The sequence below is a fragment of the Natrinema longum genome (assembly GCF_017352095.1).
Taxonomy (GTDB): Archaea; Halobacteriota; Halobacteria; order Halobacteriales; family Natrialbaceae; genus Natrinema; species Natrinema longum.
On the sequence record NZ_CP071463.1, the window covers coordinates 848315 to 868191 of the forward strand.

26 protein-coding genes and 2 pseudogenes are annotated in these 19877 nt (G+C 61.6%); 9 read left to right on the forward strand and 19 right to left on the reverse strand.

Going from position 1 to position 19877, the window contains the following annotated elements:
- Positions 1-236: 236 nt before the first annotated feature.
- Positions 237-1733, reverse strand: a complete 1497-nt coding sequence (gene gatB, locus J0X27_RS04160) for an Asp-tRNA(Asn)/Glu-tRNA(Gln) amidotransferase subunit GatB (RefSeq protein ID WP_207271189.1) — start codon at positions 1731-1733, stop codon at positions 237-239.
- Between the two features lie 105 nt (positions 1734-1838).
- Here gatB and J0X27_RS04165 point away from each other — a divergent pair, with 105 nt between their 5' ends.
- On the forward strand, positions 1839-2045 hold the full coding sequence (locus J0X27_RS04165) for a DUF2196 domain-containing protein (protein WP_207271190.1): 207 nt from the start codon (positions 1839-1841) through the stop codon (positions 2043-2045).
- 144 nt (positions 2046-2189) lie between these two features.
- On the opposite strand, the gene J0X27_RS17840 is transcribed toward J0X27_RS04165, so the two are convergent.
- The 4 genes and pseudogenes from J0X27_RS17840 to J0X27_RS04175 all read right to left on the reverse strand — a co-directional run bounded on the left by J0X27_RS17840 (position 2190) and on the right by J0X27_RS04175 (position 4801).
- The gene (locus J0X27_RS17840; RefSeq protein WP_224214716.1) at positions 2190-2693 is read right to left on the reverse strand and encodes a hypothetical protein; all 504 of its coding nucleotides are present in this window, start codon (positions 2691-2693) and stop codon (positions 2190-2192) included.
- 105 nt (positions 2694-2798) lie between these two features.
- Positions 2799-2885, reverse strand: a pseudogene (locus tag J0X27_RS17845) (hypothetical protein); the annotation flags it as partial.
- Between the two features lie 62 nt (positions 2886-2947).
- Positions 2948-3388: pseudogene (locus J0X27_RS17850) on the reverse strand (DUF3179 domain-containing (seleno)protein); the annotation flags it as partial.
- Positions 3389-3709: 321 nt separating this feature from the next.
- Positions 3710-4801, reverse strand: coding sequence for an AI-2E family transporter (locus tag J0X27_RS04175; protein WP_207271191.1), 1092 nt, complete (start codon positions 4799-4801; stop codon positions 3710-3712).
- A gap of 331 nt (positions 4802-5132) precedes the next feature.
- Between J0X27_RS04175 and J0X27_RS04180 the strand changes: the two genes are divergently transcribed.
- From J0X27_RS04180 to J0X27_RS04195, 4 genes are all read left to right on the forward strand, one after another.
- Positions 5133-5720: a hypothetical protein gene (locus J0X27_RS04180; protein WP_207271192.1), complete on the forward strand. Its 588-nt coding sequence runs from the start codon at positions 5133-5135 to the stop codon at positions 5718-5720.
- The gene (locus tag J0X27_RS04185; protein ID WP_207271193.1) at positions 5717-6334 is read left to right on the forward strand and encodes a DUF2238 domain-containing protein; all 618 of its coding nucleotides are present in this window, start codon (positions 5717-5719) and stop codon (positions 6332-6334) included. The genes J0X27_RS04180 and J0X27_RS04185 overlap by 4 nt, the downstream gene beginning before the upstream one ends.
- Before the next feature lie 1038 nt (positions 6335-7372).
- Positions 7373-7804 carry an SWIM zinc finger family protein gene (locus J0X27_RS04190; protein ID WP_207271194.1) on the forward strand — a complete coding sequence of 144 codons (432 nt, stop codon included), beginning with the start codon at positions 7373-7375 and terminating at the stop codon, positions 7802-7804.
- A gap of 127 nt (positions 7805-7931) precedes the next feature.
- Complete coding sequence (locus tag J0X27_RS04195; RefSeq protein WP_207272022.1) at positions 7932-8384, forward strand: ribbon-helix-helix protein, CopG family; 453 nt, start codon at positions 7932-7934, stop codon at positions 8382-8384.
- 13 nt (positions 8385-8397) lie between these two features.
- On the opposite strand, the gene J0X27_RS04200 is transcribed toward J0X27_RS04195, so the two are convergent.
- From J0X27_RS04200 to J0X27_RS04265, 14 genes are all read right to left on the reverse strand, one after another.
- Complete coding sequence (locus tag J0X27_RS04200; protein WP_207271195.1) at positions 8398-8673, reverse strand: hypothetical protein; 276 nt, start codon at positions 8671-8673, stop codon at positions 8398-8400.
- Positions 8670-9314 carry a hypothetical protein gene (locus J0X27_RS04205; RefSeq protein ID WP_224214665.1) on the reverse strand — a complete coding sequence of 215 codons (645 nt, stop codon included), beginning with the start codon at positions 9312-9314 and terminating at the stop codon, positions 8670-8672. Before J0X27_RS04205 ends, J0X27_RS04200 begins: the two co-directional genes overlap by 4 nt.
- A complete protein-coding gene (locus J0X27_RS04210) occupies positions 9314-10567 on the reverse strand; it encodes a carboxypeptidase-like regulatory domain-containing protein (protein WP_207271196.1) in 1254 nt (417 codons plus the stop codon). Before J0X27_RS04210 ends, J0X27_RS04205 begins: the two co-directional genes overlap by 1 nt.
- 12 nt (positions 10568-10579) lie before the next feature.
- Positions 10580-11350, reverse strand: coding sequence for a hypothetical protein (locus J0X27_RS04215; protein ID WP_207271197.1), 771 nt, complete (start codon positions 11348-11350; stop codon positions 10580-10582).
- Positions 11347-11499: a hypothetical protein gene (locus tag J0X27_RS04220; protein WP_207271198.1), complete on the reverse strand. Its 153-nt coding sequence runs from the start codon at positions 11497-11499 to the stop codon at positions 11347-11349. Before J0X27_RS04220 ends, J0X27_RS04215 begins: the two co-directional genes overlap by 4 nt.
- Positions 11500-11501: 2 nt before the next feature.
- Positions 11502-12035 carry a hypothetical protein gene (locus J0X27_RS04225; RefSeq protein WP_207271199.1) on the reverse strand — a complete coding sequence of 178 codons (534 nt, stop codon included), beginning with the start codon at positions 12033-12035 and terminating at the stop codon, positions 11502-11504.
- Positions 12032-12571: a hypothetical protein gene (locus tag J0X27_RS04230; protein WP_207271200.1), complete on the reverse strand. Its 540-nt coding sequence runs from the start codon at positions 12569-12571 to the stop codon at positions 12032-12034. Before J0X27_RS04230 ends, J0X27_RS04225 begins: the two co-directional genes overlap by 4 nt.
- A complete protein-coding gene (locus J0X27_RS04235; RefSeq protein ID WP_207271201.1) occupies positions 12568-15378 on the reverse strand; it encodes an autotransporter outer membrane beta-barrel domain-containing protein in 2811 nt (936 codons plus the stop codon). Before J0X27_RS04235 ends, J0X27_RS04230 begins: the two co-directional genes overlap by 4 nt.
- Positions 15378-15596 carry a hypothetical protein gene (locus J0X27_RS04240; RefSeq protein ID WP_207271202.1) on the reverse strand — a complete coding sequence of 73 codons (219 nt, stop codon included), beginning with the start codon at positions 15594-15596 and terminating at the stop codon, positions 15378-15380. Before J0X27_RS04240 ends, J0X27_RS04235 begins: the two co-directional genes overlap by 1 nt.
- Before the next feature lie 9 nt (positions 15597-15605).
- The gene (locus J0X27_RS04245) at positions 15606-15791 is read right to left on the reverse strand and encodes a hypothetical protein (protein ID WP_207271203.1); all 186 of its coding nucleotides are present in this window, start codon (positions 15789-15791) and stop codon (positions 15606-15608) included.
- A 6-nt stretch (positions 15792-15797) separates the two neighbouring features.
- A complete protein-coding gene (locus J0X27_RS04250; RefSeq protein ID WP_207271204.1) occupies positions 15798-16481 on the reverse strand; it encodes a hypothetical protein in 684 nt (227 codons plus the stop codon).
- Between the two features lie 5 nt (positions 16482-16486).
- Positions 16487-17026 carry a hypothetical protein gene (locus tag J0X27_RS04255; protein WP_207271205.1) on the reverse strand — a complete coding sequence of 180 codons (540 nt, stop codon included), beginning with the start codon at positions 17024-17026 and terminating at the stop codon, positions 16487-16489.
- 13 nt (positions 17027-17039) lie between these two features.
- On the reverse strand, positions 17040-17324 hold the full coding sequence (locus J0X27_RS04260) for a hypothetical protein (protein ID WP_207271206.1): 285 nt from the start codon (positions 17322-17324) through the stop codon (positions 17040-17042).
- Positions 17325-17400: 76 nt separating this feature from the next.
- Positions 17401-18051 (reverse strand): hypothetical protein, encoded by a 651-nt coding sequence (locus J0X27_RS04265; protein WP_207271207.1) that lies wholly within the window; start codon positions 18049-18051, stop codon positions 17401-17403.
- Positions 18052-18053: 2 nt separating this feature from the next.
- Between J0X27_RS04265 and J0X27_RS04270 the strand changes: the two genes are divergently transcribed.
- The 4 genes from J0X27_RS04270 to J0X27_RS04285 are packed head-to-tail and all read left to right on the forward strand — an operon-like array spanning position 18054 to position 19876.
- The gene (locus J0X27_RS04270) at positions 18054-18482 is read left to right on the forward strand and encodes a hypothetical protein (RefSeq protein WP_207271208.1); all 429 of its coding nucleotides are present in this window, start codon (positions 18054-18056) and stop codon (positions 18480-18482) included.
- Positions 18482-19150, forward strand: a complete 669-nt coding sequence (locus tag J0X27_RS04275; protein ID WP_207271209.1) for an acyl-CoA dehydrogenase — start codon at positions 18482-18484, stop codon at positions 19148-19150. Before J0X27_RS04270 ends, J0X27_RS04275 begins: the two co-directional genes overlap by 1 nt.
- Positions 19150-19566: a hypothetical protein gene (locus tag J0X27_RS04280; protein WP_207271210.1), complete on the forward strand. Its 417-nt coding sequence runs from the start codon at positions 19150-19152 to the stop codon at positions 19564-19566. Before J0X27_RS04275 ends, J0X27_RS04280 begins: the two co-directional genes overlap by 1 nt.
- A complete protein-coding gene (locus tag J0X27_RS04285; RefSeq protein ID WP_224214662.1) occupies positions 19559-19876 on the forward strand; it encodes a hypothetical protein in 318 nt (105 codons plus the stop codon). The genes J0X27_RS04280 and J0X27_RS04285 overlap by 8 nt, the downstream gene beginning before the upstream one ends.
- Position 19877 lies beyond the last annotated feature (1 nt).

Below are 19877 nucleotides of genomic sequence, written 5' to 3' on the forward strand. Positions count from 1 at the left end.
GCGCTGTGACGGGGTCGGCCATCGGCGGACCGTGGCCGGAAGTTCTACGAGCTCGCCGACTGGCCACATCGTCGTTCGGCAGCGACACCGAGCACTATAACCTGCCATCTTCTCGCTCCACGATCGGACAGCAACCGCTACAAGATTCGATACGAGTGCCAACGCACGTCCCGTAGCTTTCGACCAGCGACGAACGGCTGTCCCTCAGCTCACTCGAGACAACCAGCGAGCGCCGTTTACCCCTCGAGTTCGGCCCGCAGAAGTTGATTTACGTCACCCGGGTCCGCACTGCCGCCGGTCTTTTGCATGACCTGCCCGACGAGGAAGTTGATCGCGCCGTCGTCGCCGCTCTCGTAGTCGTCGACGGCGTCGGGGTTCTCGTCGATGGCTTCGACGACGGCCTGCTGGACTTCGTCCTCGCCGGTCTTGCCCAACCCCTCCTCGGCGACGACCTCGTCGGGGGTCCGGCCGTCGTCGAGCATCGAGCGCAGGACCGTCTCGCGGGCGTTTTTGGCCGTGATCTCGTCGTCGGCGACGAGTTCGACGAGCCGCTTGATCTCCTCGAGTCGCCCCTCGATCCCGGTAATTTCGATGTCGCGGTAGTTGAGTTCGCCCAGCAGGTTGTCGGCGACCCAGGTGGCGGCGAGGTCGGGGTCGAACTCGCCGGCGACGTCCTCGTAGAAGTCCGCGACCTGTTTCGTCGAGGTGAGCTTCGAAGCGGCCTCCTCGCTGAGACCGTACTCCTCCTGGAACCGCTCGCGACGGGCGGCGGGAAGCTCCGGAATCTCGATCTCGTCTTTCCAGTTCGAGACCCGTAGCGGCGGCAGGTCGGCCTCCTCGAAGTACCGGTAGTCCTTCTCCTCTTCTTTCGAGCGCATCGAGACCGTGATTCCCCGACTCTCGTCCCAGTGACGGGTCTCCTGTTCCACCGCGCGCCCGCGTTGAATCGCGTTCTTCTGGCGGGTTTCCTCGTAGGCCAGGGCCTTCTGTGCGCCCTTGTGGCTCGAGATGTTCTTGACCTCCGTACGGTTCGCGGCCTCGAGGGCGTCCATCCCGATCTCGTCGGTATCGTCGCCGTCGATCTCCTCGGTGGGGATGATCGAGAGGTTGGCGTCGATCCGCAGGCTGCCGTCGCGTTCGGCGTCGAAGACGCCCAGATACTCGAGGACTTCCTCGAGTTCGGCGAGGAACGCTCGGACCTCGCCGGGGCTGCGGAAGTCCGGCGCGGTGACGATCTCCATCAGCGGCGTTCCCGCACGATCGTAGTCGACGAGGGTGTACTCCGCCGAATCGATGCCGCCACCGCCGCCGACGTGCTGGAGGCTGCCCGGATCTTCCTCCAGGTGGGCGCGCTCGATTTCGATCGTGCGGCGCTGGCCCTCGACGGCGACCTCGAGTGAGCCCTCCTGGCAGATCGGCTCGTCGTACTGGGTGATCTGGAAGTTCTTGGGCAGGTCGGGGTAGTAGTAGTTCTTCCGGTGGAAGCGAGTCTCCTCGGGGATGTCGGCGTCGATCGCCTTCCCGATCTTGACGGCGGCCTCGACGGCGGCCTCGTTGAGCACCGGCAGCGCGCCCGGCAGGCCGAGACAGACGGGACAGACGTTGTCGTTTGGCTCGTCGCTGGGCTCGGTCGAACAGCCACAGAAGATCTTCGTGTCGGTCTCCAGCTGGACGTGGACCTCGAGGCCGATGACGGTCACGAGGTCGCCCTGCTGGACGGTCTGGGCAGTCATTGGAGACCGATTCGGCCCCACGGGGGTAAAACGTAACGGGACGGGCTCGCTGTCGTCGCCGCTGCAGGCACTACGTTTTTCCAGCGACCCGCTCCACCTCCAGCCATGGCCAGCGAACGACCGTCCGCCGAAGAACTGCGACGGGGAATGACCGTCAAAATCGTTCAGGACGACGCTGATCCCCACTCCGAGGATACGGAGCCGATCATCGGTGAGGTCGGGACGATCTACGGCGACGAGCCCGAGGGTCCGCACGTGAAACTGAAAAGCGGCGTCGTCGGCCACGTCCAGTCGGTCGCCCACGACGAGTAGTCCCCGATCGCCGAGGGCCGAAGACGCGGCGACCGCGGTGCTGTCGCTGGAGGTTTCCGGCCGGTCTCGATGCGAACTGGCGACAACCCCGGTGACGTGAGTAGCCGAGAATCTCGCCGTCGGGCGCAGGGATCGCTTTCGGGATCAGTGTTTGGAGGCTTCGATCTCCGCGTAGTACTCTTCTTTCGACCAGTCACCGTCGAGATACGCAGTGGCCCACTCGGGTTCGAGAAAGACCATGAAATCCGGAATTTCGTTGTCGTCGAGTAGGGTCGGCATCGCTCGACGGTCGAACCCCTGGTCGACGATATCGGCGTAGGCGTCTCCGAGAATCGGGATGTCACCGTCCATGTCCGCGCTGTCGGTGTACTGCGGGACGAACATATCGTGCAACTGCCATTTGAGTACCGAGAGGTCGTCGTCGATCGCTTCGACCATCTCCGCCGCGAGCGCGCTCGTTTCTGCACTGACGTCAGTTCCGACATCCCCCCGCTGATCGTCGTCGCCGGCCTCCTCTTCCGCGTTCTCATCACTCTCGTCCGTTCCACCGAGGCAGCCGGCGACCGTTCCGATGCCGACGGTAGCCCCTATCGTCAACACTGATCGTCTCGGGACGCTCTCGATCGTCTCGGATATATTCCGTTTCATAGTATTTCCCCGTTCGCTCGGTTCTTCCGAGGAGACGAGCACCGGCCCGTAATTACGGATGGAGCCGGCCTCCTCCGTGAGAACGACCGTCCCCGGGTACTGCTCGTGCCATCGCTCCCACGCCGTCCGGGCGACCTGGAACTCCTCGAGGGACTCCCCTTCGCCCGGGCCGCGGATACTCCGTGCGAGCATCTGCGGATACTCCGCGCGAGCATCTGGGGCCACCACGTCTCCGTTCCGCGATCGTGCATGACGAGGGTGCTGTTGATCAGTCGGTCGGAGACGCCGAACTCGCTCTCACCGCGAGAGAAGTCCTGTGCGGTCCCAGTTAGCGGGCAGTACGTCACCGCGACCGGTTCGCCGCCGAAGACGGGATCCCCGCCGGCCAGATTTGCGGGCGGGTCGTCGGCCGAGGTGAACTGCGGATCGTCGATCGACAGGATGTCGTCCGGTCCCGAGCCGCCGGACAGGCTCTCCGCCTCGAGTTCGTCGGTCGTGTACTCCTCGGGAAGCGATCGGTCGGCGATCGGCGGGCCCTCCGTCGGTGTTGCACCGCGATCGGACGCGCCGGAGCCATCCAGACAGCCTGCAAGAGCCGCGAGAGCGAGGCCACTGGCCGAGGTGATGACGCGTCGTCTCGAAAGAGCGTCGGGTCTGCCGTCGTGCATAGGTGTCGAAAAGGACGCAGCGCACATAACCGGGTGTCGGCCGTGTGTAATCGACGCACACCCACATCCCGATCGGTACTGACGCCCGACGCACTACTCGCGTGCACCTCATAGACGGGAAAGCGACAGCGGGGTAGCGCAGAATAGAGCGAATCCGATCCGCCGTTCGGGACGAACTGAAGGAATCGTCTAATAGCCGGTCACTGCACGGCCAGTCTCATGCACCGGCCTTCAGCTACGACTCTGATCCAACCTCCCGTGGCGTCGTTCCTATCCGTGGGACAGCGCCGCATCCGGTCACGTTACGATTGACGGAATCGACGGGCCAGGGCGTTCCGTCGGTCGCGGTCACTCTCCGAGGAGAGCGCTACCGAGGGCGGGGAAGATCATATGCGCGAAGTGAACCGTAAGGACGACGATGATCGGGCCGAGGAAGAGTCCGTACCAGCCGAACGCGAGGGTCCCGAGGAAGTATCCGAGGAGAACCAGTCCCATGTGGACGCCGCTTCGTGCGGACAGGTACGACCGCGCGAAGAAATCGGGGATCGTGTCGACGACGACGAACGTGAAGACGAGGAACGCGACCGGGTGCCAAAGCGGCGTCGACGTCGTCACTGCGAGTCCGAGCAGGATCAATCCGTACGGGACGTAGACTATTTTCATCCCGACGGCAGGGATCAGCGTCCCGATCCCGATGAGCAGCGAGAGCAACACCGGCGTCGCAACGACGGCCCCTCCCGAGGCGAGATAGTTGAGACCGGTGTACGTCGCGACGGCAGTCACGGCGGCGACCGCAATGACCGCAAGATTGCTGAGAAAGACCGTTTCGAGGTCGTCGTCGACCGACTCGATGTACGAGACGATCTCGTCGTCGTGGTCGATGCTCTCGTAGAACCACCGTCGTAACTTCTGGTCGTCACGCAAGAGATAGAAGAGAAACGTGAGCATGAGGAAGAATCGAGCGAGAACCGAGAAGACGAATCCGGCGATCGACTGCAGGCGTCCCAGGACTCCCGCCAGGTCCTGTCGAATGATGCCCCCGATGGAGCCACCAGTGCCGGCCGTGAACGCGTCCCGGAGTCTATCGATGTTGCCCTCCCTGGCCAATCGCAAATACGGCTGGAGGAGCGATCGATACGCCTCGAGTTCGCTCGAGGCGAGAAACTGATCCAGTTCCCGGAGTGCGACGAGGCCCGCGTAGGCGATGACAGCAGCCATAGGGATGACGACGAACAGTATCGTGACCGTCGCCGTCACGTTCGGATAGTCGATGACGCGGTCGAGTTGGCGATACAGTGGACGCGTCGCGTAGTAGACGAATATCGCGAAGAGGACCGTCCCCACGTATCTGAAGAGGGCGATCCCGATCAGTGCCGCGATCACCGATCCGAATCCAACCCAGAGGAGACGCTTGCCGTCCCAAGTGTCGAAAACGGCCATGGTCAACTAGACGGGCACGAACCGGAAGAATGCCGGTCTCGAAAGAGCAGACTGTCTCGGATTCGTTTCTGACGCCGATGCCAATCGGAACCAGCCTCATCCGACCCACTTCGCGTCCACGCGAGAGTACGCCTGGCCCGAATTCGAGATGGACCGGAAACGAACTCCCGTCAGCAATACGAATCGACTCATCACTGTCGACGTCAGCGATCCCGGTCGACGAGAGGAACCATATCACGTCCGTCGATCCGTTGGCGACGGACGTTCATTCCGTTGGGCAGTTGCGAATTTGGCTGCGGATTTTAGTGTCTCCGGACCGCGTTGATACGCTGTGGCGCTCGAGAACCTCGTCCGTGACGAGCGGATGAACGCCGCCATCGGATGGTTGCTGACGGGCATCGTGGTGTTGGGTGCTATTGAGAGTGTTCTTACAGGTGTTCTTCTCTGGGGCGGGTTCGAGCTAGTCATCGTCGCTACGGTCTCAGTGCCAGCGCTGATCACCGGCGACTGGACGGCGATGGTTTCCTGGCCGCTCTTGGCAGTCGCTGCGTTCTCTGTCGTTGCCAGTGTGGCCGAATTTCCGTCCGAGACCGTGGTGTATCTCGCCGTTGCGACGCTCGCACTCATTGTCGTCGTCGAGCTTGAGACGTTCGCATCGGTCGAACTGAGTCGTCGGTTCGCCGTCGGCTTCGCGATGCTGACGACGATGGCGCTCCAGGCGCTCTGGACCGTCGCGCAGTTCTACTCGGATCGGTGGCTCGGGACCGCGTACCTGCACTCGCAGACCGAACTCCAGTGGGACTTCGTCAGCGTCACCGTCGTGGGGCTCGTCCTCGGCGTGCTCTTCCAGTGGTACGCTGGCCGATTCGAGCCGGCGGGTGCCGTCGCTCGAGCCGCGAACGGAGCGGACCCACCATGACGCTGGGCGACGCGCTGGGACTGACGGATGCTCAGGAGCGCCGTCTCGTTCGAGGCCTGCAACTCGGGCTCGTCGCGCTCCTCGGTTACGGGGTCGTGACGTTTCAGTTCGGAATCTCCGGAACTGCGGGGTTTGCCCTCGGGATAACGCTCCTGCCGGCGTGGTTGCGCCGGGAGTACGGGTACTCGATGGACGCCGGACTCGTCCTCTGGACCACCACCGCCGTGATCCTTCACACGATGGGATCGCTCTGGTTCTACGACGTGTACCAGTGGTACGACGAGATCGCACACACCGTCTCGGCGTCAGTCATCGCAGGACTGGGGTATGCGGCCTTCCGAGCGTTCGAACTCCACACCGACGAGATGAACGTCCCGTCGACCTTTCGCTCCGTGTTCATCGTCGTCTTCGTCCTCGCGATCGGGGTCGTCTGGGAGGTACTCGAGTTCGCCCTCGGCGGCGCGGTGGTCACTGTCTATGGCATCGACGACATCGTTACCGACTTCGTGTTCAACGCAGTCGGCGCAGTGATCGTCGCAATCTGGGGAACTGGCTACGTGAGTGAACTCGTCGAATTCTTTCGGCGACGACTTCGTTCCAGACCCGAGAACTAGGCCCCTACAGGCGTGTTCGATCGATGGTGCTGCTAACGGTCGCTCGAAGCAGTAGTCGGCGTCGGCAAAAAGACGATCGCTGTGATCAGCAGGCAAGTCCGTAGCCAGTAACCGTTACAGCAGCTTGGCATGCGTTTCATGTGTCGGGTTGCCAATTCCGGCCCTCGTTTTACGCCGCAGATGGTCGAATGGTGAGCGATGACAGTATCCGATGCAGATGATCATGACCGAACTCGCAGCGAGAGCGATGTATAGAACGAGTGAGGCGTAAGTTATGGCCCGTGAGACGGCGTCACCCTCTCGAGAGGAGATCGAAAAACGGATTCGAAAGATTGGGAAGTACTCCCGGGCAGTCCGTACAGGATTGGTGATCATTCTAAGTGCGTTTCTATTAGCCGTTGGTGTCGTCCTTCCCGCAAACCTCGACAGTCCATCACAGGCGATCGAAGCGATACTGATGCCACTCACGTTCGTCGGACTAGGTACCATCCTGTACGGAATCGGGATGCACCTTCACCTCATGCATTTGAATCTCGTCCGCCAGTTACAGCCAGAACCGGCGGACGACCAGCCATCGGCCCCCGAGCCAGATGATTGATTGTGAACCCGAATTCACCCGACTGTGAGTCGCTATCTTCGGGTAGCGGAAGTTTCAGAACGGAACGGACGGTCAGTCCACACGCCTGCCCACCTCCCTCTATTGACCGCCGGACAGCGGCGGGGTCCGAACGGAGCCGTAGTGAACTCCGTCGAAGATGGTCGGCTCGAAAAACGCGACTCCTCCGATATCGGGACGGACAGGGTTGTTACTCGAGTTTTAGGAACCCTCGAGACAACAATTGATTTCGAGTGGACTCGCCGGGCGGGCAACTGTAAACCTCGGTCGTGGTCAACCGCAGTACGGCGGAGGTGTTCGAGCGTGACCCGCTACTGCCCGCACTGCGGTGGCCGAATGGTGACCAAGACCTCGAGCGGCGGCCTCCCCCGTCGCGTTTGTGAGAACGGTCCACACGATCTACAGGAGGTGTCACAAGGCCAATGAGCGCTTTCCCAGAACCAACTGACGGCGAGCCGGTCGACTTCCTCGAGGAACGCGACGACGGAACCGAGTCGTGGACTCGAGCCGATCCACGCGAGGCACTGATCGAATCGTTCGGTCGGTTCGGGTACAAGGTTACGCTCAGAGACGGTGAGAGCGTCCACTACTGTGCGCTCGGGATCGAAGACGGCGAGTACGTCGGTCGGTGCGACTGCAAGGGCTGGCAGTACCACGACGGACCCTGCGCCCATCTCTGCACGCTTCGGAAGGCCGACTTCCTCGAGCTGATCGAGATCGAGGCCACGGACGGGAGCCCCGACGACGAATACGAGATGTGCCAGGCCACCGGCGAGACGCTCGAGGGGGAGCCACACGACACCGCAATCGAACGGACACACCACCGTGAACGGGAGGTAGAGGGACAAATATGACGCGCACGCACACCCGCGCACAAGGCACCTTCGGAGGTTACTACACCCCCCTTGCATCCGAACTGCATAACTCGACGCCGTCCGCGTATTCACGACTTATGCAAACCGGGGTGAGCCGATGAGCCGGATGGATCACAACCCGACGAGCCGGACCTCGTTCGGCTGTCCGGATGATCTGCTCGAGCAACTCGACGAGATCGCCGATCGCGAAGACAAGAGCCGGAGCCAGAAGCTCCGCGAACTCGTTCGTCAGGAGGTCGAAGCGAAAGGTGACCTCGAGGGACCACAGCCGATCCTTCCTGATGACGAGCGACTCGCCGATGCATATCGAACCCTCCACGATCGCGCTCACGCTCCACACAAAACCAAATCACGGGTTAAACTCGAAACGGCAAAGAACAAGCTCTACACCAACGACACACCGAAGACAGCCGTTCTCGAGGAGATCATCAAACCCCTCGAACACCTCGGGTACGTCTCCGTCTATCCGGGCAATCAGACCGTGTGGGTCGTCGTCCGACCGATGCGGTACACCGATGGCGAAGACATAATCGACGAAGCAGAGCCTGTCTCGGCATAGGCACACAGAAAAATCAGACCAAAGACGTCAGAGCGATCCCCACGAGACCGGATCCCACAAGCAGCCCCGTCGTCCATTTTCCGCCCTTGTAAATCAACCACAGTCGGGATGTCTTTGGTCGAAGCTCCTCGAGATCCTCTTCTACGACATCGAGATCCTCCTCGAGATCGGTCTCCATCCGCTCGAGCAGCTCCGTTACATGATCGAGTTTCTGCTCGATCTGAGTCATCCGTTCCGAGAGTTCATGATTCGAGGGGATGTCGTTAGATGGATCAGTAGCACTACTCACGCGAGATGAAACACCCCGGTTGCAGTCTGTTCGGCGCTGCTGGTATCGACGATCGTCACGGTCGCCTCGGGACCGACCGCAGGCTCATCGATATCCGTGGCCGTCCCGGCGGCTACTCCCGACGCGATCTCATCGGTGAACAATTCGGTTCCATCTTCCGCGAGCCAACTGACCTGGATGTCGTAGCTCCCGGTCGACTCGACCCGGCCGCGGAGGCGATCGGCACCGACCGCGGCCAGCGAATGCTCGATCGAGCCGTCGGCCGCAATCGTTGCACCGGACCAATCGGCTCGATCGGCGTCGGGGAGCGCAGTGATGTCGACATCGCCGAGGATGCGATTGTCGCGACTCGAGATATCGATCACGCCCTGATGGTCAACCGGGACAGTAGACGCGCTCACGTCGAGCGGCGTGTCTTCTTGCACTGCCACTGTACCGGCTTGGTTGACGGAGACAGTGTCTCGCTGCTCGACAGTCACGATACCATCGATCGACACGTCTTCCTCGAGATAGGCCGGAATCTGCGTATCCGTCTCGGTGATCGATACTTTCAGCAGATCGCGCGGGATGTCGGCTCCGATGATATCGTGGACACGATCGGTCTGTTCGCGGTGTTTGTAGGCTTCTGACTGTCTTCTCATTATTTCTGTGAGCTTTTGACGTAGCGATCAAGTGGCAGTTCTAGCTCGATCGGCTCCTCGCCGATCTCGGCGATTTCCTCTCGGCGACGGTATCGGCGATCCTTCCCTGCGGTAATCGGGACGGAGTCCGTCACAGTTCTATCGACGAACCCGCGGCCCCGACCTCCGCTCTCTGTCTCGACGCGGAAATCGCCAACAATCACCTCCGTGCCCTTGATCGGCTCGCTAGTCTCGCTGTCGACGACCTCGACGCCGACACTGATTAGATCGTCCTCCTCGACCAACTCGTAGTCGTGTGGGTCGCCGCGGCGCATCTGCCGCGACGGGAAGCCGCGAAGGACCCACTCGCCCTGCCCTCGTGAATCGGCCGGGCGGTGATACGGCGAGGCTTCTGCGTAGAACGCCATGTCCGGCGGGACCCGCGCGAACTCGTACCGACCATTCTCGTCAGTCGTCGTCGAGTCGTATGGCTCGCCACTCCCGACAAGCAGATTGACGATTTTACCCGCAATCGGGTCTCCATCTGGCGTTTCGACGGATCCCTCGAGCCCCGAATACTGATACTCGACAGTCGTACCATCATCGCCGAGTTGTACCGTGTCCTCGAGGGTGCCGCTGAGAGCGACCACGTCGACCTCGCCCGAGGTTTCGACCTCTGAGACGCCGTCCTCGTTCGTCGTCGCTGAGACAACGTCCGCAGAGACAGGATCGCCAGGAACCGGCTGTCCGTGGGCATCCTTGATGATGATTTTGAGCGGCGAGAAGTCAACATACACCCTCGTCTCAGCACCAGTGAGATCCTTCGTGACGAGGCCACCAGTCTCAGACTCGATGAGGACGATATTGTCACCATCCCGAGGGAGACTGTTTTCCCCAGAATGAACGCCAGTGGGAATGACACCCATTGAGAAGGATGTCGACGTGAGTCCGGTCCCACCAGCGAGATTCCCATTTACATAGGCGTACACCGTCCCATTGACGAAATCACCGTTTTTGGTAACTGAGCCCGAAACGAAGGTCCCCGCTCGCTCGGTCGTGACGCTTGCTGACGAGACGAGGCCCTGTATCTGAGGGGAATCGTCTCCACCCTCGGGGAGTATCGAGCCATCGGGTGACACGCTACTGTGGTTCGTGACAGGTGCGCTCGAGGCAAGTCCGTCGACCGTGAGGGTGTTGTCACCTTCTGGAAGCAGCGTGTCCGCCGGCTCGTCGTAGGTATGATCAGTCGTCGAAGCAGTGGAATCAATAGTCATTGAATCACCTTATTAGGACCACAACACCAGTAGGTCGCCTGCTGCGTCCTCGCTTTCGTAGCCATCTGCATTGACCGCGAACGTACTCGTTACACCCGACTCGAGTGGATTGGTGAAGTACGTTGTGTCGTCTGCTGGAACTCCGAACATCTCACCATTGCCGCACAGATCTAAGCCCTGATTGTTCGGGTCCCAGTTGACGCCGCTGGCCCCGTCTTTCGCAGAGCCGGCGAAGTATGCGCGATGTACGGTTGTCGAGTCCGTGGGTGTCACGTCCTCCTGTTGGCTGCTCTCTGTCTGCTTCGAGTGGACGACCGTTATCCCAGTAGCGTTCGGATATTCGTAATTGAAGTGGGCCACGTCTGAACTGTTGAACGTAATCGTACCGGAGTTCGACAGTTCGGTGTAGAGATTCCGAATCGTTTCGGCTAGTAGACTCTTACTGGGGTCAACGCTTCCGGGGTACGACCAATCCCCGAGGTAGTCGTATGGGCCGTGTAAATCGCCGTCTTTTGGAACATGGGTGTCGAACTCCCCCGAGGTATCGAGCCATGCAACGAACCACCCGTCATCCTTGACGCGGAAATTGACTGTTCTCGAGGTTGCCCGAGAAAAGCCGAAACTGAACAGGCCTTCGACCCCGTTCTCATACACATTGTGTGCGTCGACACTTCCGTTATTCAGTACCTCCGTCGGGTCGATCGAGTCCTCGGTCGAGTGGTCAAGCGCGTTCCAGTATCCGAGGAAACTGATTTCGCTGGTATCCAGTGCTGGTAGCGTCATAAGTCGTTATTCTCCGTATTGTCGACAGATTTCAGAGCTTCGACGCGCTCACGTTTCATCCGTTCATACTCTGATTCCTCGTTCTCACGAGGAACGCTCTCTCCTGCGAGAACGCCCTCGGGTGGTTTGTTGAGTATCCCTGTTTCCATTATTATATCACCTCAGTGTGCATTCGGCCGACGAGATCGACACTGCCGGATGCAGCGGGATTGTACCGAGCAACGTACTCTATTTTGTGCTCAGCTGGAATGATGGCCTGAAACTCGTCGACGAACGAGAACGGATCGTTGACCAATCCGAGCGGGCTGTTCGTCCAGCCACCGCCAACGGTGTGGTCGTCGATCTGCAACGCCCACTGAACGTCCGTCTCGTCTGTCGCCCCGATCGCCAGCAACGCCAGAGCCTGCTGGCTACTCCGCGGGAGCGACTGCGAGACGACCGTCTTCTCGTCGCCTGGCTCGAGCGTCACGGAGCCGTCATCGTTCACGTCCTCGAGGTTCGATGTCTCCGAGACAATGTACTGCTGCGGGCCCATCGGCCGGACCTGACCGTCGTAGTAGTGATTGTGGGTATCCTCTCGCGATTCGGAGGACTCGGTTCCGTCGCCTCCCTCGATGTCTGACGTGTTCTCGGCGATCCGCTGTAGCAGCGAGACCATCAAATCGACGTTGTCCGACACTCTCACGAGGACTCACCCCCACTATCGATTCGGATAGGACTGGGGCCGGCAGACGACTGGGACAGCGCCCAGTTCAGGACGAGCACCAGGGCAATGATGCCGATCACCATCGTCATGATATCGTCGGTGAAGTCTTCGAGGAGCGATTCGATGAAGCCTCCATCGGGGCTGGATCCGTCACCGCCGTTCTCGTTGATCGATTGAGTGTAGCGGTCGATGAGATCCTGTTTCGCCCCCTCGGGGAGATCGCTGTTCATGATCGCCTCGACGAAATCGGCCGACGAGTCCGATTGTTCGGCGAGTGCTTCGGCTCTGCGGACGTCTTGCTCGCGGAACTGGTAGGCACCGTACCCGGCGGCACCGACCGCGCCGACGCCGGCAGCCGGCTTCCAGAGGTCCTTCGCCGTCCGGCCCCCTTTCTTCGCCGCGTCGACTGCTTGACGGGCCCGTGCAGGCCCGACATCGCCGACATACCGGGCCGCATCATCGAGCGACCGGCCGGTCGCTTGCGCGACCTCTCGAGCGAGGCGAACCTTGCTCATCCATCGGCCCCCATGTCCATGACCGACTCGTCGCCGGCGTCGTTCTCATCGCCCCAGTCGATCGGCTCGTCGCGGTAGTAGTAGTTGTAGTAGTAGGCCGCAGCGATCAGGATCACGGCGATTCCGACCATCCGAACCGGGTTGTCGGTGATCCAGCTAAGGATTCCGCCAGTCGCCGCAGCGGCGTCCTCACGGACCTGCTTGAGCGGCGGCTCTGCGCCGGTCGGCTGGCGCTCTGCCGGGATCTCTCCATTCTGGACGGCCTGATAGTAGGCCTTGAGCGCGGTCTGGATCTCGTCGGCGGACTCGAAGATATCGGGTTCGTCGACGACATCGCCATCAGACCCGAGGTAGACGGTTGTCCCGTCACCGAGGTCGCCGGCAGCGAGGAACTCGACCTGTTCGCCGTCCCGGTGGGCTCGAGCGTAGATGTGCCACGGCTCGACGGCCTCGACCCACTCCCACTCAGACCAGCCTTCGTTCGTACCTTCCTGAACGTCGCGCTGATCGGGCTGCTCGCCGGTCGGCTGCTTGCTCTCGTCGGTGTTCCCGTTCTCAGCGTTCTGCTGATAGGCGTCGAGGGCCGCCTGCACGTCTTCCTCGGACGAGTAGATGTGTGGCTCGTCGACGATCTCGCCGTCGGGGCCGAGGAAGACCGTGTTGCCGTTGCCGTCGGCACCGGCGATGACGAACTCGACGCTACCGTTCCCGGTGTGTTCGCGCCGGAGGATGTACCACGGCTCGACGACCTCGTATTCAGTCCACTCGGTCCACTCGCCGGACTCTGCCTGTTCGCCGCCGCCGTCGGCGCGTTCCTGTCCACCGCGGCCACCCTGTGACCCACGGCCGCCGCCGCTGTTTGCCTCGAGCCACGCCTGGTAAGCGGTTCGGGCATCGCTTTCGCTCGGGAACGAGGGAAGCTCTTCGATCGGCGTCTGTCCGTCGACGACCTCTGCGTTGCCGCCGGACAGCAGGACCTCGATCCCGCTGCTGTGCTCTCGAGTGACGAAGAACCGCCGGTCAGTGCCGTCGATCTTCTCCTGACGCCAGAGAACCCAGCCGTTGCCGAGCTCCTCGAGCGCTTCCAACTCGTCCCACTCACCGCTTCCGTCACTGTCCGACGCCGAACCAGCCTGCTCGAGCCAGGCCTGATGCGCCTGTCGAGCGGCGGACTCGGTATCGAACGACGGAACATCGTCGAGGGTCGCATCCGGATCGGGCTGTACGGCTTCGCCGCCAGCAGCGAGGAACTGCTCGCCGGAGGAGGGGCCGCCAGCGACGAAATACCGGTCGTCACTGCCGGTGGTCTGCTCTTGGCGGGAGAGTACCCAGCCACCCTCGAGTTCGGCGATCGGCTCAGGGTCGCCCCAGCCAGCGCCCTGACGCTCGTCGTCACCTGGCTCGTCGGAGCCGCCCATGACCATACTCGCGAGGGTGCCGCCGGCGACGATTCCACCGCCGATCACCCCACCGGCTGCGCCGTAGCGGGCGTATCGCGAATCCCGAATGCGGCTGAAAAGACTGCTGCTGTCGTCGGCTGTCCGGGCGACATCGTCGCCCGAGCGGGTCACTGTCGAGCCGATGTCATCGCTCGAGCGGGTGAACGTTGAGCCGACATCATCACCCGACCGCGAGACTGCCGAGCCGACATCGTCGCCGGTGCGGGTAAACGTCGAACCGGCGTCGTCGCCCGTGCGAGCCGCGGTCGAACCGAAGTCATCGCCCGATCGGGCGGCCGTCGAGCCGACATCGTCGGTGCTACGGCTGACCCTCGAGGCCAGTCCGTCACCGTCTCGAGAGATAGCCGACCTGATCCGGCCGCTCAACGATCCAGCATCGTCGGCCGAGCGAGCCGAAGCATCGAGTGTTAGCTGCGAGCCGGTATCGTCGGCGGCACGCCCGGCGTCGTCCACCGTATCATCGACGACCGTGGCGGCGTCATCAGTGGAGCGACCCGCATCGTCCGCATTGCGGTTGAACACGTCCATCACGTCGTCGACGCCGCGGCTGGCCGCGTCTCGAGCATCGTCGGCACCGGAGCCGAAACTCAGAGCGTCTTCACCGGATGGGACCAACTGGGGCGTGTCATCCGCTGCACTCCCGATATCGTCGACAGACCGACCGCCGTCAGTCATGAGTCGACCAGCGTCACCGGCATCGTCCCCGAAGCGACTCGTCAAGCGACCGACTGCCGACGTGGCGCTGTCAAGACTGCGAGTACCGCCACGGAGAGCAGCAGAGCCGGCTCCCGCCGTCCCGAGAGTCAGGCCGATATCGGCCGCCTCGAGGGCACCGGGCGTGTAATCGGTCGTGCCTTCTTCAGTGTCGATCCCGGTCGCAGTTCCAACACCGATCCGTAGAGCATCACCGACTAACGTATCACCTGCCCATCGCACAGCATCGGTCGCAGGGTTGTCGGCTGGAGTCCCCTCGACCGCACTGTCGATCGTATTCGTGATCGATTGGTCGACCTGCTGGAACCCTTCGGCTACCTGGTCGTCGTTAACCCACGTGGGTTCACCCTGTTTAATACTGGCAGCGGCCGACATCGGTGCCTGTGCGAGGCCCGTCCGTACCGTATCCTGCACGCTGAAGCGGTCGTTGTCGAGCACGGCCTCCGAGCCCGTTTTGACCGCACTATCTGTCGCACTGAACCCCTCGACAGCCCCGGTGGTTGCGACGTTACGAATGCCGCCGGAGTCCTCTGTCGACGTGAAATCGTCGGAGATACCGACGTTCCCGTCAGTTGCGTCACGAAGCGCGTCGTCTGCGCTGTCCCGAATGTCGAAATCCAAGTTGAATGCCACTATGTCTCACCTCGTTTCAGTTCGCGGTAGATCAGGACCAGCATGAACAGAATCGCCAGCTGGGTGAGGAAGTCGAGATCCGTCTTCTCGAGTGAAACGACGGGATCGACGGCCTCGGGAACCTGCTGGGACTGTACCTGCTGCTGTTGCTGGGCCTGCTGCTCCGCGACGATTTGCTGATACTCCTCTGAATTGCGGATTTGTTCTCTAACTCCCATGTGTCGCGGTTAGACCAACCTCGAGGCGAGCACGACCACGGCGCTGACATCGACCGTTGCTCGAGCGGGTTGCTCGACGGCGGTCATATCGTATCCCATCAAAAAGGGATCAGTCGGCGACTGGCTGCGCTCGCTTGGAGGGCGGGCGTCGTCCGCTGTCCCGGCTTCGCCGGTAGTGGTGGTACGGACGCCCATTGTTGCTTACAGACCGATCCTCGTGTCGACCTCGAAGGTCGAAACGTAGCTCTCGGGGTAGTCCTCGTCTTCCCAGACGATCTGGCGGGGGGCGTCGATCTTGAACGCGAGCGTCTCGTGACGCTCCCAGCGCACCGCCCCCTGGAGGTTGATCTCGCGGCCCCGGCGGTTCTGCTCCATGTCGTGGAAGCGGAACAGCGGGAATCCCCACGGGAACAGCGTTCCCTGGGGCTGATCGAACTGGTTGAACCCCTCGACCTTCAGATACCCGTCGGTCATGATCGGGTAGAGCTTGACATCGTCGCCGTCGGCCGGCGTCGATGCAAGCGTTACCTCGTTGGCCGCGTAGTCGACCGAGTCGATATCGATCTCGTCACCGGTCGAGACATCGACGGCGACGACGACCGGATAGTCTTGGTCCTCGAGTTTTTCCTCGCCAGCGATCGGCTGGAGGTTCGCATCGACGCCGTACGTCGACGTAGCGCCGTCGCCGGTGACCGTCTCCATCGTCCGCGGGACGAACCGGACCGGATCTCGAAGGGCGTCGTACTCGACCCACTCGAGATCGTCCGGAACGGTGAACTCGATGATACGGGTGTGGCGCTGGGGATCGAGTTGGTTCTGATTGAGACTGATGTCGACCTCGGTGCTGGCCTGCGTGAGGGTCTCGGGTTGGATATCTCCTGCCATCGAAATCACCGTTGGGCGGCCATCTCGACCGCGGCCTTCTCTTGCTCAGTGAGGTTGTCCGTATCGAGAATCGAGACAGGGACACCGAAGTCGCTGGTATCGTCCCCGACGTGGAGTCGGGACTGTTCAGCGCTGAACCCGCTCGAGCCTTCCGGGATCTCGACGAACATCTTGACGATCTCCCGCTCGGCGATCATCAGCTCTTCATCGATGTAGCGGAAGAAGTCGGGTTCGACCCGCATCTTCGAGTACTCGAATCGATTGAGTGTATCGCTGAACGCCTGGCCGCCGGGAAGCGGGTCGCCCTGCTTCGTACACTTGTGCAGTGCGACCTTCGTCGAGCCGTCGAGCTTCTGCCCGTCGGCATCTCGAAACTCGGGAGCGATATTCGTACCCGCGTCGATGGCGATCAGATAGCCCTCCGGCCCGGTGATCGTGACGCAGGCGGTTCGGTCGTCGCCGGCGGCGACATCCTGCATCTCGATGAACGGGAGACCGGCATGGAGAGTCGTTTCTTGCTCGACGTTGTTTTGGCTCATTTGCATGTTAGATCACCTCTTAGACGATGTCGAAATCGGCCAGCAGGACGCGGACCGACGTCGCTCCCATGCCGAGAGATAGCGGTCGTGAATACGTTGCGGGCAACGCTGCGAGCGTGAGGAACGCCGCTGTGAGGGCATACACGGCGTCGCCACCCCGAACCTGAACGTCGTAGACGTTCTCTCGGAGGTAGCTGGTTGCCAGCTGTGCTGCGAGACTGCCCCCGACGATGAGGACAGCGGACTTCGCGAAGGACGACGAGGAGAGCGTATCCGTCGCCCGATTTACGTTGACTGTCGCCATTGCGCTTTCAACCGAGGCGCTTCTGTCAGATATACGGCCTAATTAATTGGGAATTGGCGAAATTGGGCTTAGATACTTACTCAGACGGACCATTTTTGGCGATAGGCGGCCCTCCAAGCACCGCCAATTTCGCCCCGCCCTCTACCGATGATCCGATTAGCAACTGCACCCGAGAATTGGCGAACCGCCAGTGGGTCCCGTGAGTAACGGCGCACCCACGAGACGAGAGTGTCGCTACTGTTCGAGTCGGCGCGTGGTTCCCGTGCTGTCCAAACGCATCGAACGCAGCAACAAACCGGGAAACAAGTACCGGACGTTCTGCTGGGGATGCGAGTCCTGGGGACCCTGTACCTCCGGTCAGCACTTCCGTGAGTCCCTCCATCCGCACGTTCTCCCCGCGGATGGTGATCCCGATGTCCCGGCCGACATCATCCCGCTCGAGCAGTACGACTATGAAGACGAGTGGGAAGATCTCGTCGACGATGTTGCCGACCGCCGGGCCGATCGGGCCCGAGCCGATGGCGGATCGATCGACGATCCTTCCGAAAGCGGTGACGAGACCGAGAGTGATACCCGTCCTCCGGCAGAGGAGCATGAGTTCTCGTGTCCCAATTGCCACGAGCACGTCGACGGGTACCCCGACCAATGTCCCCACTGCGACATCCCGTATAATTGGGGCAGTGACAGTGACGACGACGAAACTGATTGCGGCTGTTCCTCCGAACACCAATGACAGACGACTCCATTCAAGACATCGAAGCAGAGCACGGCCAGCCCTCCGACCACTCCGGTCCGACACCCTCCGTCGATCCGGGCCCGTCGACAGACGGTGACGGGAGCGCCTCGAGCGGTTTCTCGCTCGGTCCGTCCAAACGGACGCTCGTTATCCTCGGTGTCGTGACTGTCGCCCTCGCAGCCCTCTACTGGCTTCGGACGCGGCAGCAGGACGGAGACGATGACGGAGCAGAAGAATCGTCGGGCACTGCCAACGATTTCGATTTCGACACCCTCGAGGATTCCGACGACGCCGATGATGACGACGAAGAGACGCTTGGTGAAATCGTCGTTCCACAGGATCCAAACGAGCCGCTCAAAGGCGATCGAGCGGTCATTCAGGGACTCAAGGACCGCGGGAAAATCTCGGGGGCCGGTAGTTGATGCCGACTCCGGACATTGCCGGCGATCAAGAGCAAGCGCGGGCCGAGGCCCTCGATGAGACCGTCCAGAGCCTCGAAGCAGAGCAAGATCGAATCGAAGACGACGACGTCAACGAGGGAGAGAGTGGCCTTCAAGAAACCGCCGAGAACAGCGAGTCGGGTGATGACCCGGACGAGGACGATATCGAAATCGAGGAGGTCGACCTGTCCGACGATGATCTCTTCGCCGGCGTCGACGATATCGATGATGACGACGGTGAGAGTGAGTCGGAATCCGACTCCGAATCGGAGGCGACCGCCGGCTCGATGTCTGAGGATGTCGACTCGATCGGACAGTTCACGGGAGACAACCCGACGGCCCAGCTGCAATCGCACATCGAGGACGGTGCCGCCAAGCTCGCGGTACTCGGTCTGGAAGACGACGATCAGGCAGCCCTCGAGGACGACCTTCGCGATGTCTTCTCGGCGTTCCGGCTCGGGTACTACGGTGCGGAGTTCGCGAACGAGTACATTTTCGTCGACGGCGACGGAGAAGTCGACCCGGCCTGGGCCCTGCTGGGATCGTCGCTGGCGTGTGCCGCCGTCGCGGTCATGATGCGACCCGACAGTGACGATCAGATCGCCCGGCTGAAAGACGCCGTCAACTTCAACGGAGGTGGGTCGGCGTGATGGGTGACAACGGCCTCGCCTCGAGCCTCGGAATCGACATGACTCCGGAGGGGATCGCGAGTTCACTTTCGAACCCCGACCAGATCGCGCAGATGCTCCTTCAAGAGGGTGAAACGGGCGAGTCTCCGGCGGACATCATGGCCGATCTCATCAACATGCAGCGGGCCGATCTCCGTCGGATCGGTGCCGAGCACGATGTCGATGTCGATGTCAACATGGTGACCTCCGAGAAGATGGCCCTCTACATCGCCGGCCTCGTCGAGGGGAACTGGGAGCCGGTGATCGAACTGTTCAACGAACAAGCCACCGAACGCGAGAAACTCCTCGAGGAACTGCTCGAAGAAGACGAGTTCGCCGAGTTCCAGACGGCGAAACGGTGCGTCATGAACACAGAACCGGGTGATTCTGATGGATAGCCTGGTGCCGCCGGCAGTGCTCCCGATCGACGGAGTCGGTACCCAGCTGACGACCGAGACGCCGACGCGCTCCGATATCGACGATCTCCTCGAGACTGGACTGGAGCGGCGGGAGTGGCTCGTGTTCAAGCAAGCATCGACGTTCGTCGGCGAGTTCGCGATCGTGTCCTACGTCGACGACGACTGGTGGGTGACGATTGCGACCGCCCATCCCATCCTCGGAATCGATCGAACCCCACCGAAGCAGGTCAGTCGTGATACCATCCGGAGCTGGGGGATCGATCACGACGCCTATCTCTGCCAGCTGTAAC

Excerpts from the sequence above, each read along its gene's own strand:
- J0X27_RS04250 (WP_207271204.1), bottom strand. The coding sequence starts at position 16,481 with ATGGCAGGAGATATCCAACCCGAGACCCTCACGCAGGCCAGCACCGAG.
- J0X27_RS04275 (WP_207271209.1), top strand. The coding sequence starts at position 18,482 with ATGCCGACTCCGGACATTGCCGGCGATCAAGAGCAAGCGCGGGCCGAG.
- J0X27_RS04190 (WP_207271194.1), top strand. The coding sequence starts at position 7,373 with ATGAGCGCTTTCCCAGAACCAACTGACGGCGAGCCGGTCGACTTCCTC.
- J0X27_RS04240 (WP_207271202.1), bottom strand. The coding sequence starts at position 15,596 with ATGGGAGTTAGAGAACAAATCCGCAATTCAGAGGAGTATCAGCAAATC.
- J0X27_RS04210 (WP_207271196.1), bottom strand. The coding sequence starts at position 10,567 with ATGACTATTGATTCCACTGCTTCGACGACTGATCATACCTACGACGAG.
- J0X27_RS04255 (WP_207271205.1), bottom strand. The coding sequence starts at position 17,026 with ATGCAAATGAGCCAAAACAACGTCGAGCAAGAAACGACTCTCCATGCC.
- J0X27_RS04220 (WP_207271198.1), bottom strand. The coding sequence starts at position 11,499 with ATGGAAACAGGGATACTCAACAAACCACCCGAGGGCGTTCTCGCAGGA.
- J0X27_RS04215 (WP_207271197.1), bottom strand. The coding sequence starts at position 11,350 with ATGACGCTACCAGCACTGGATACCAGCGAAATCAGTTTCCTCGGATAC.
- J0X27_RS04195 (WP_207272022.1), top strand. The coding sequence starts at position 7,932 with ATGGATCACAACCCGACGAGCCGGACCTCGTTCGGCTGTCCGGATGAT.
- J0X27_RS04185 (WP_207271193.1), top strand. The coding sequence starts at position 5,717 with ATGACGCTGGGCGACGCGCTGGGACTGACGGATGCTCAGGAGCGCCGT.
- J0X27_RS04280 (WP_207271210.1), top strand. The coding sequence starts at position 19,150 with ATGGGTGACAACGGCCTCGCCTCGAGCCTCGGAATCGACATGACTCCG.
- J0X27_RS04285 (WP_224214662.1), top strand. The coding sequence starts at position 19,559 with ATGGATAGCCTGGTGCCGCCGGCAGTGCTCCCGATCGACGGAGTCGGT.
- J0X27_RS17840 (WP_224214716.1), bottom strand. The coding sequence starts at position 2,693 with ATGAAACGGAATATATCCGAGACGATCGAGAGCGTCCCGAGACGATCA.
- J0X27_RS04165 (WP_207271190.1), top strand. The coding sequence starts at position 1,839 with ATGGCCAGCGAACGACCGTCCGCCGAAGAACTGCGACGGGGAATGACC.
- J0X27_RS04205 (WP_224214665.1), bottom strand. The coding sequence starts at position 9,314 with ATGAGAAGACAGTCAGAAGCCTACAAACACCGCGAACAGACCGATCGT.
- J0X27_RS04270 (WP_207271208.1), top strand. The coding sequence starts at position 18,054 with ATGACAGACGACTCCATTCAAGACATCGAAGCAGAGCACGGCCAGCCC.
- J0X27_RS04245 (WP_207271203.1), bottom strand. The coding sequence starts at position 15,791 with ATGGGCGTCCGTACCACCACTACCGGCGAAGCCGGGACAGCGGACGAC.
- J0X27_RS04260 (WP_207271206.1), bottom strand. The coding sequence starts at position 17,324 with ATGGCGACAGTCAACGTAAATCGGGCGACGGATACGCTCTCCTCGTCG.
- gatB (WP_207271189.1), bottom strand. The coding sequence starts at position 1,733 with ATGACTGCCCAGACCGTCCAGCAGGGCGACCTCGTGACCGTCATCGGC.
- J0X27_RS04175 (WP_207271191.1), bottom strand. The coding sequence starts at position 4,801 with ATGGCCGTTTTCGACACTTGGGACGGCAAGCGTCTCCTCTGGGTTGGA.
- J0X27_RS04230 (WP_207271200.1), bottom strand. The coding sequence starts at position 12,571 with ATGAGCAAGGTTCGCCTCGCTCGAGAGGTCGCGCAAGCGACCGGCCGG.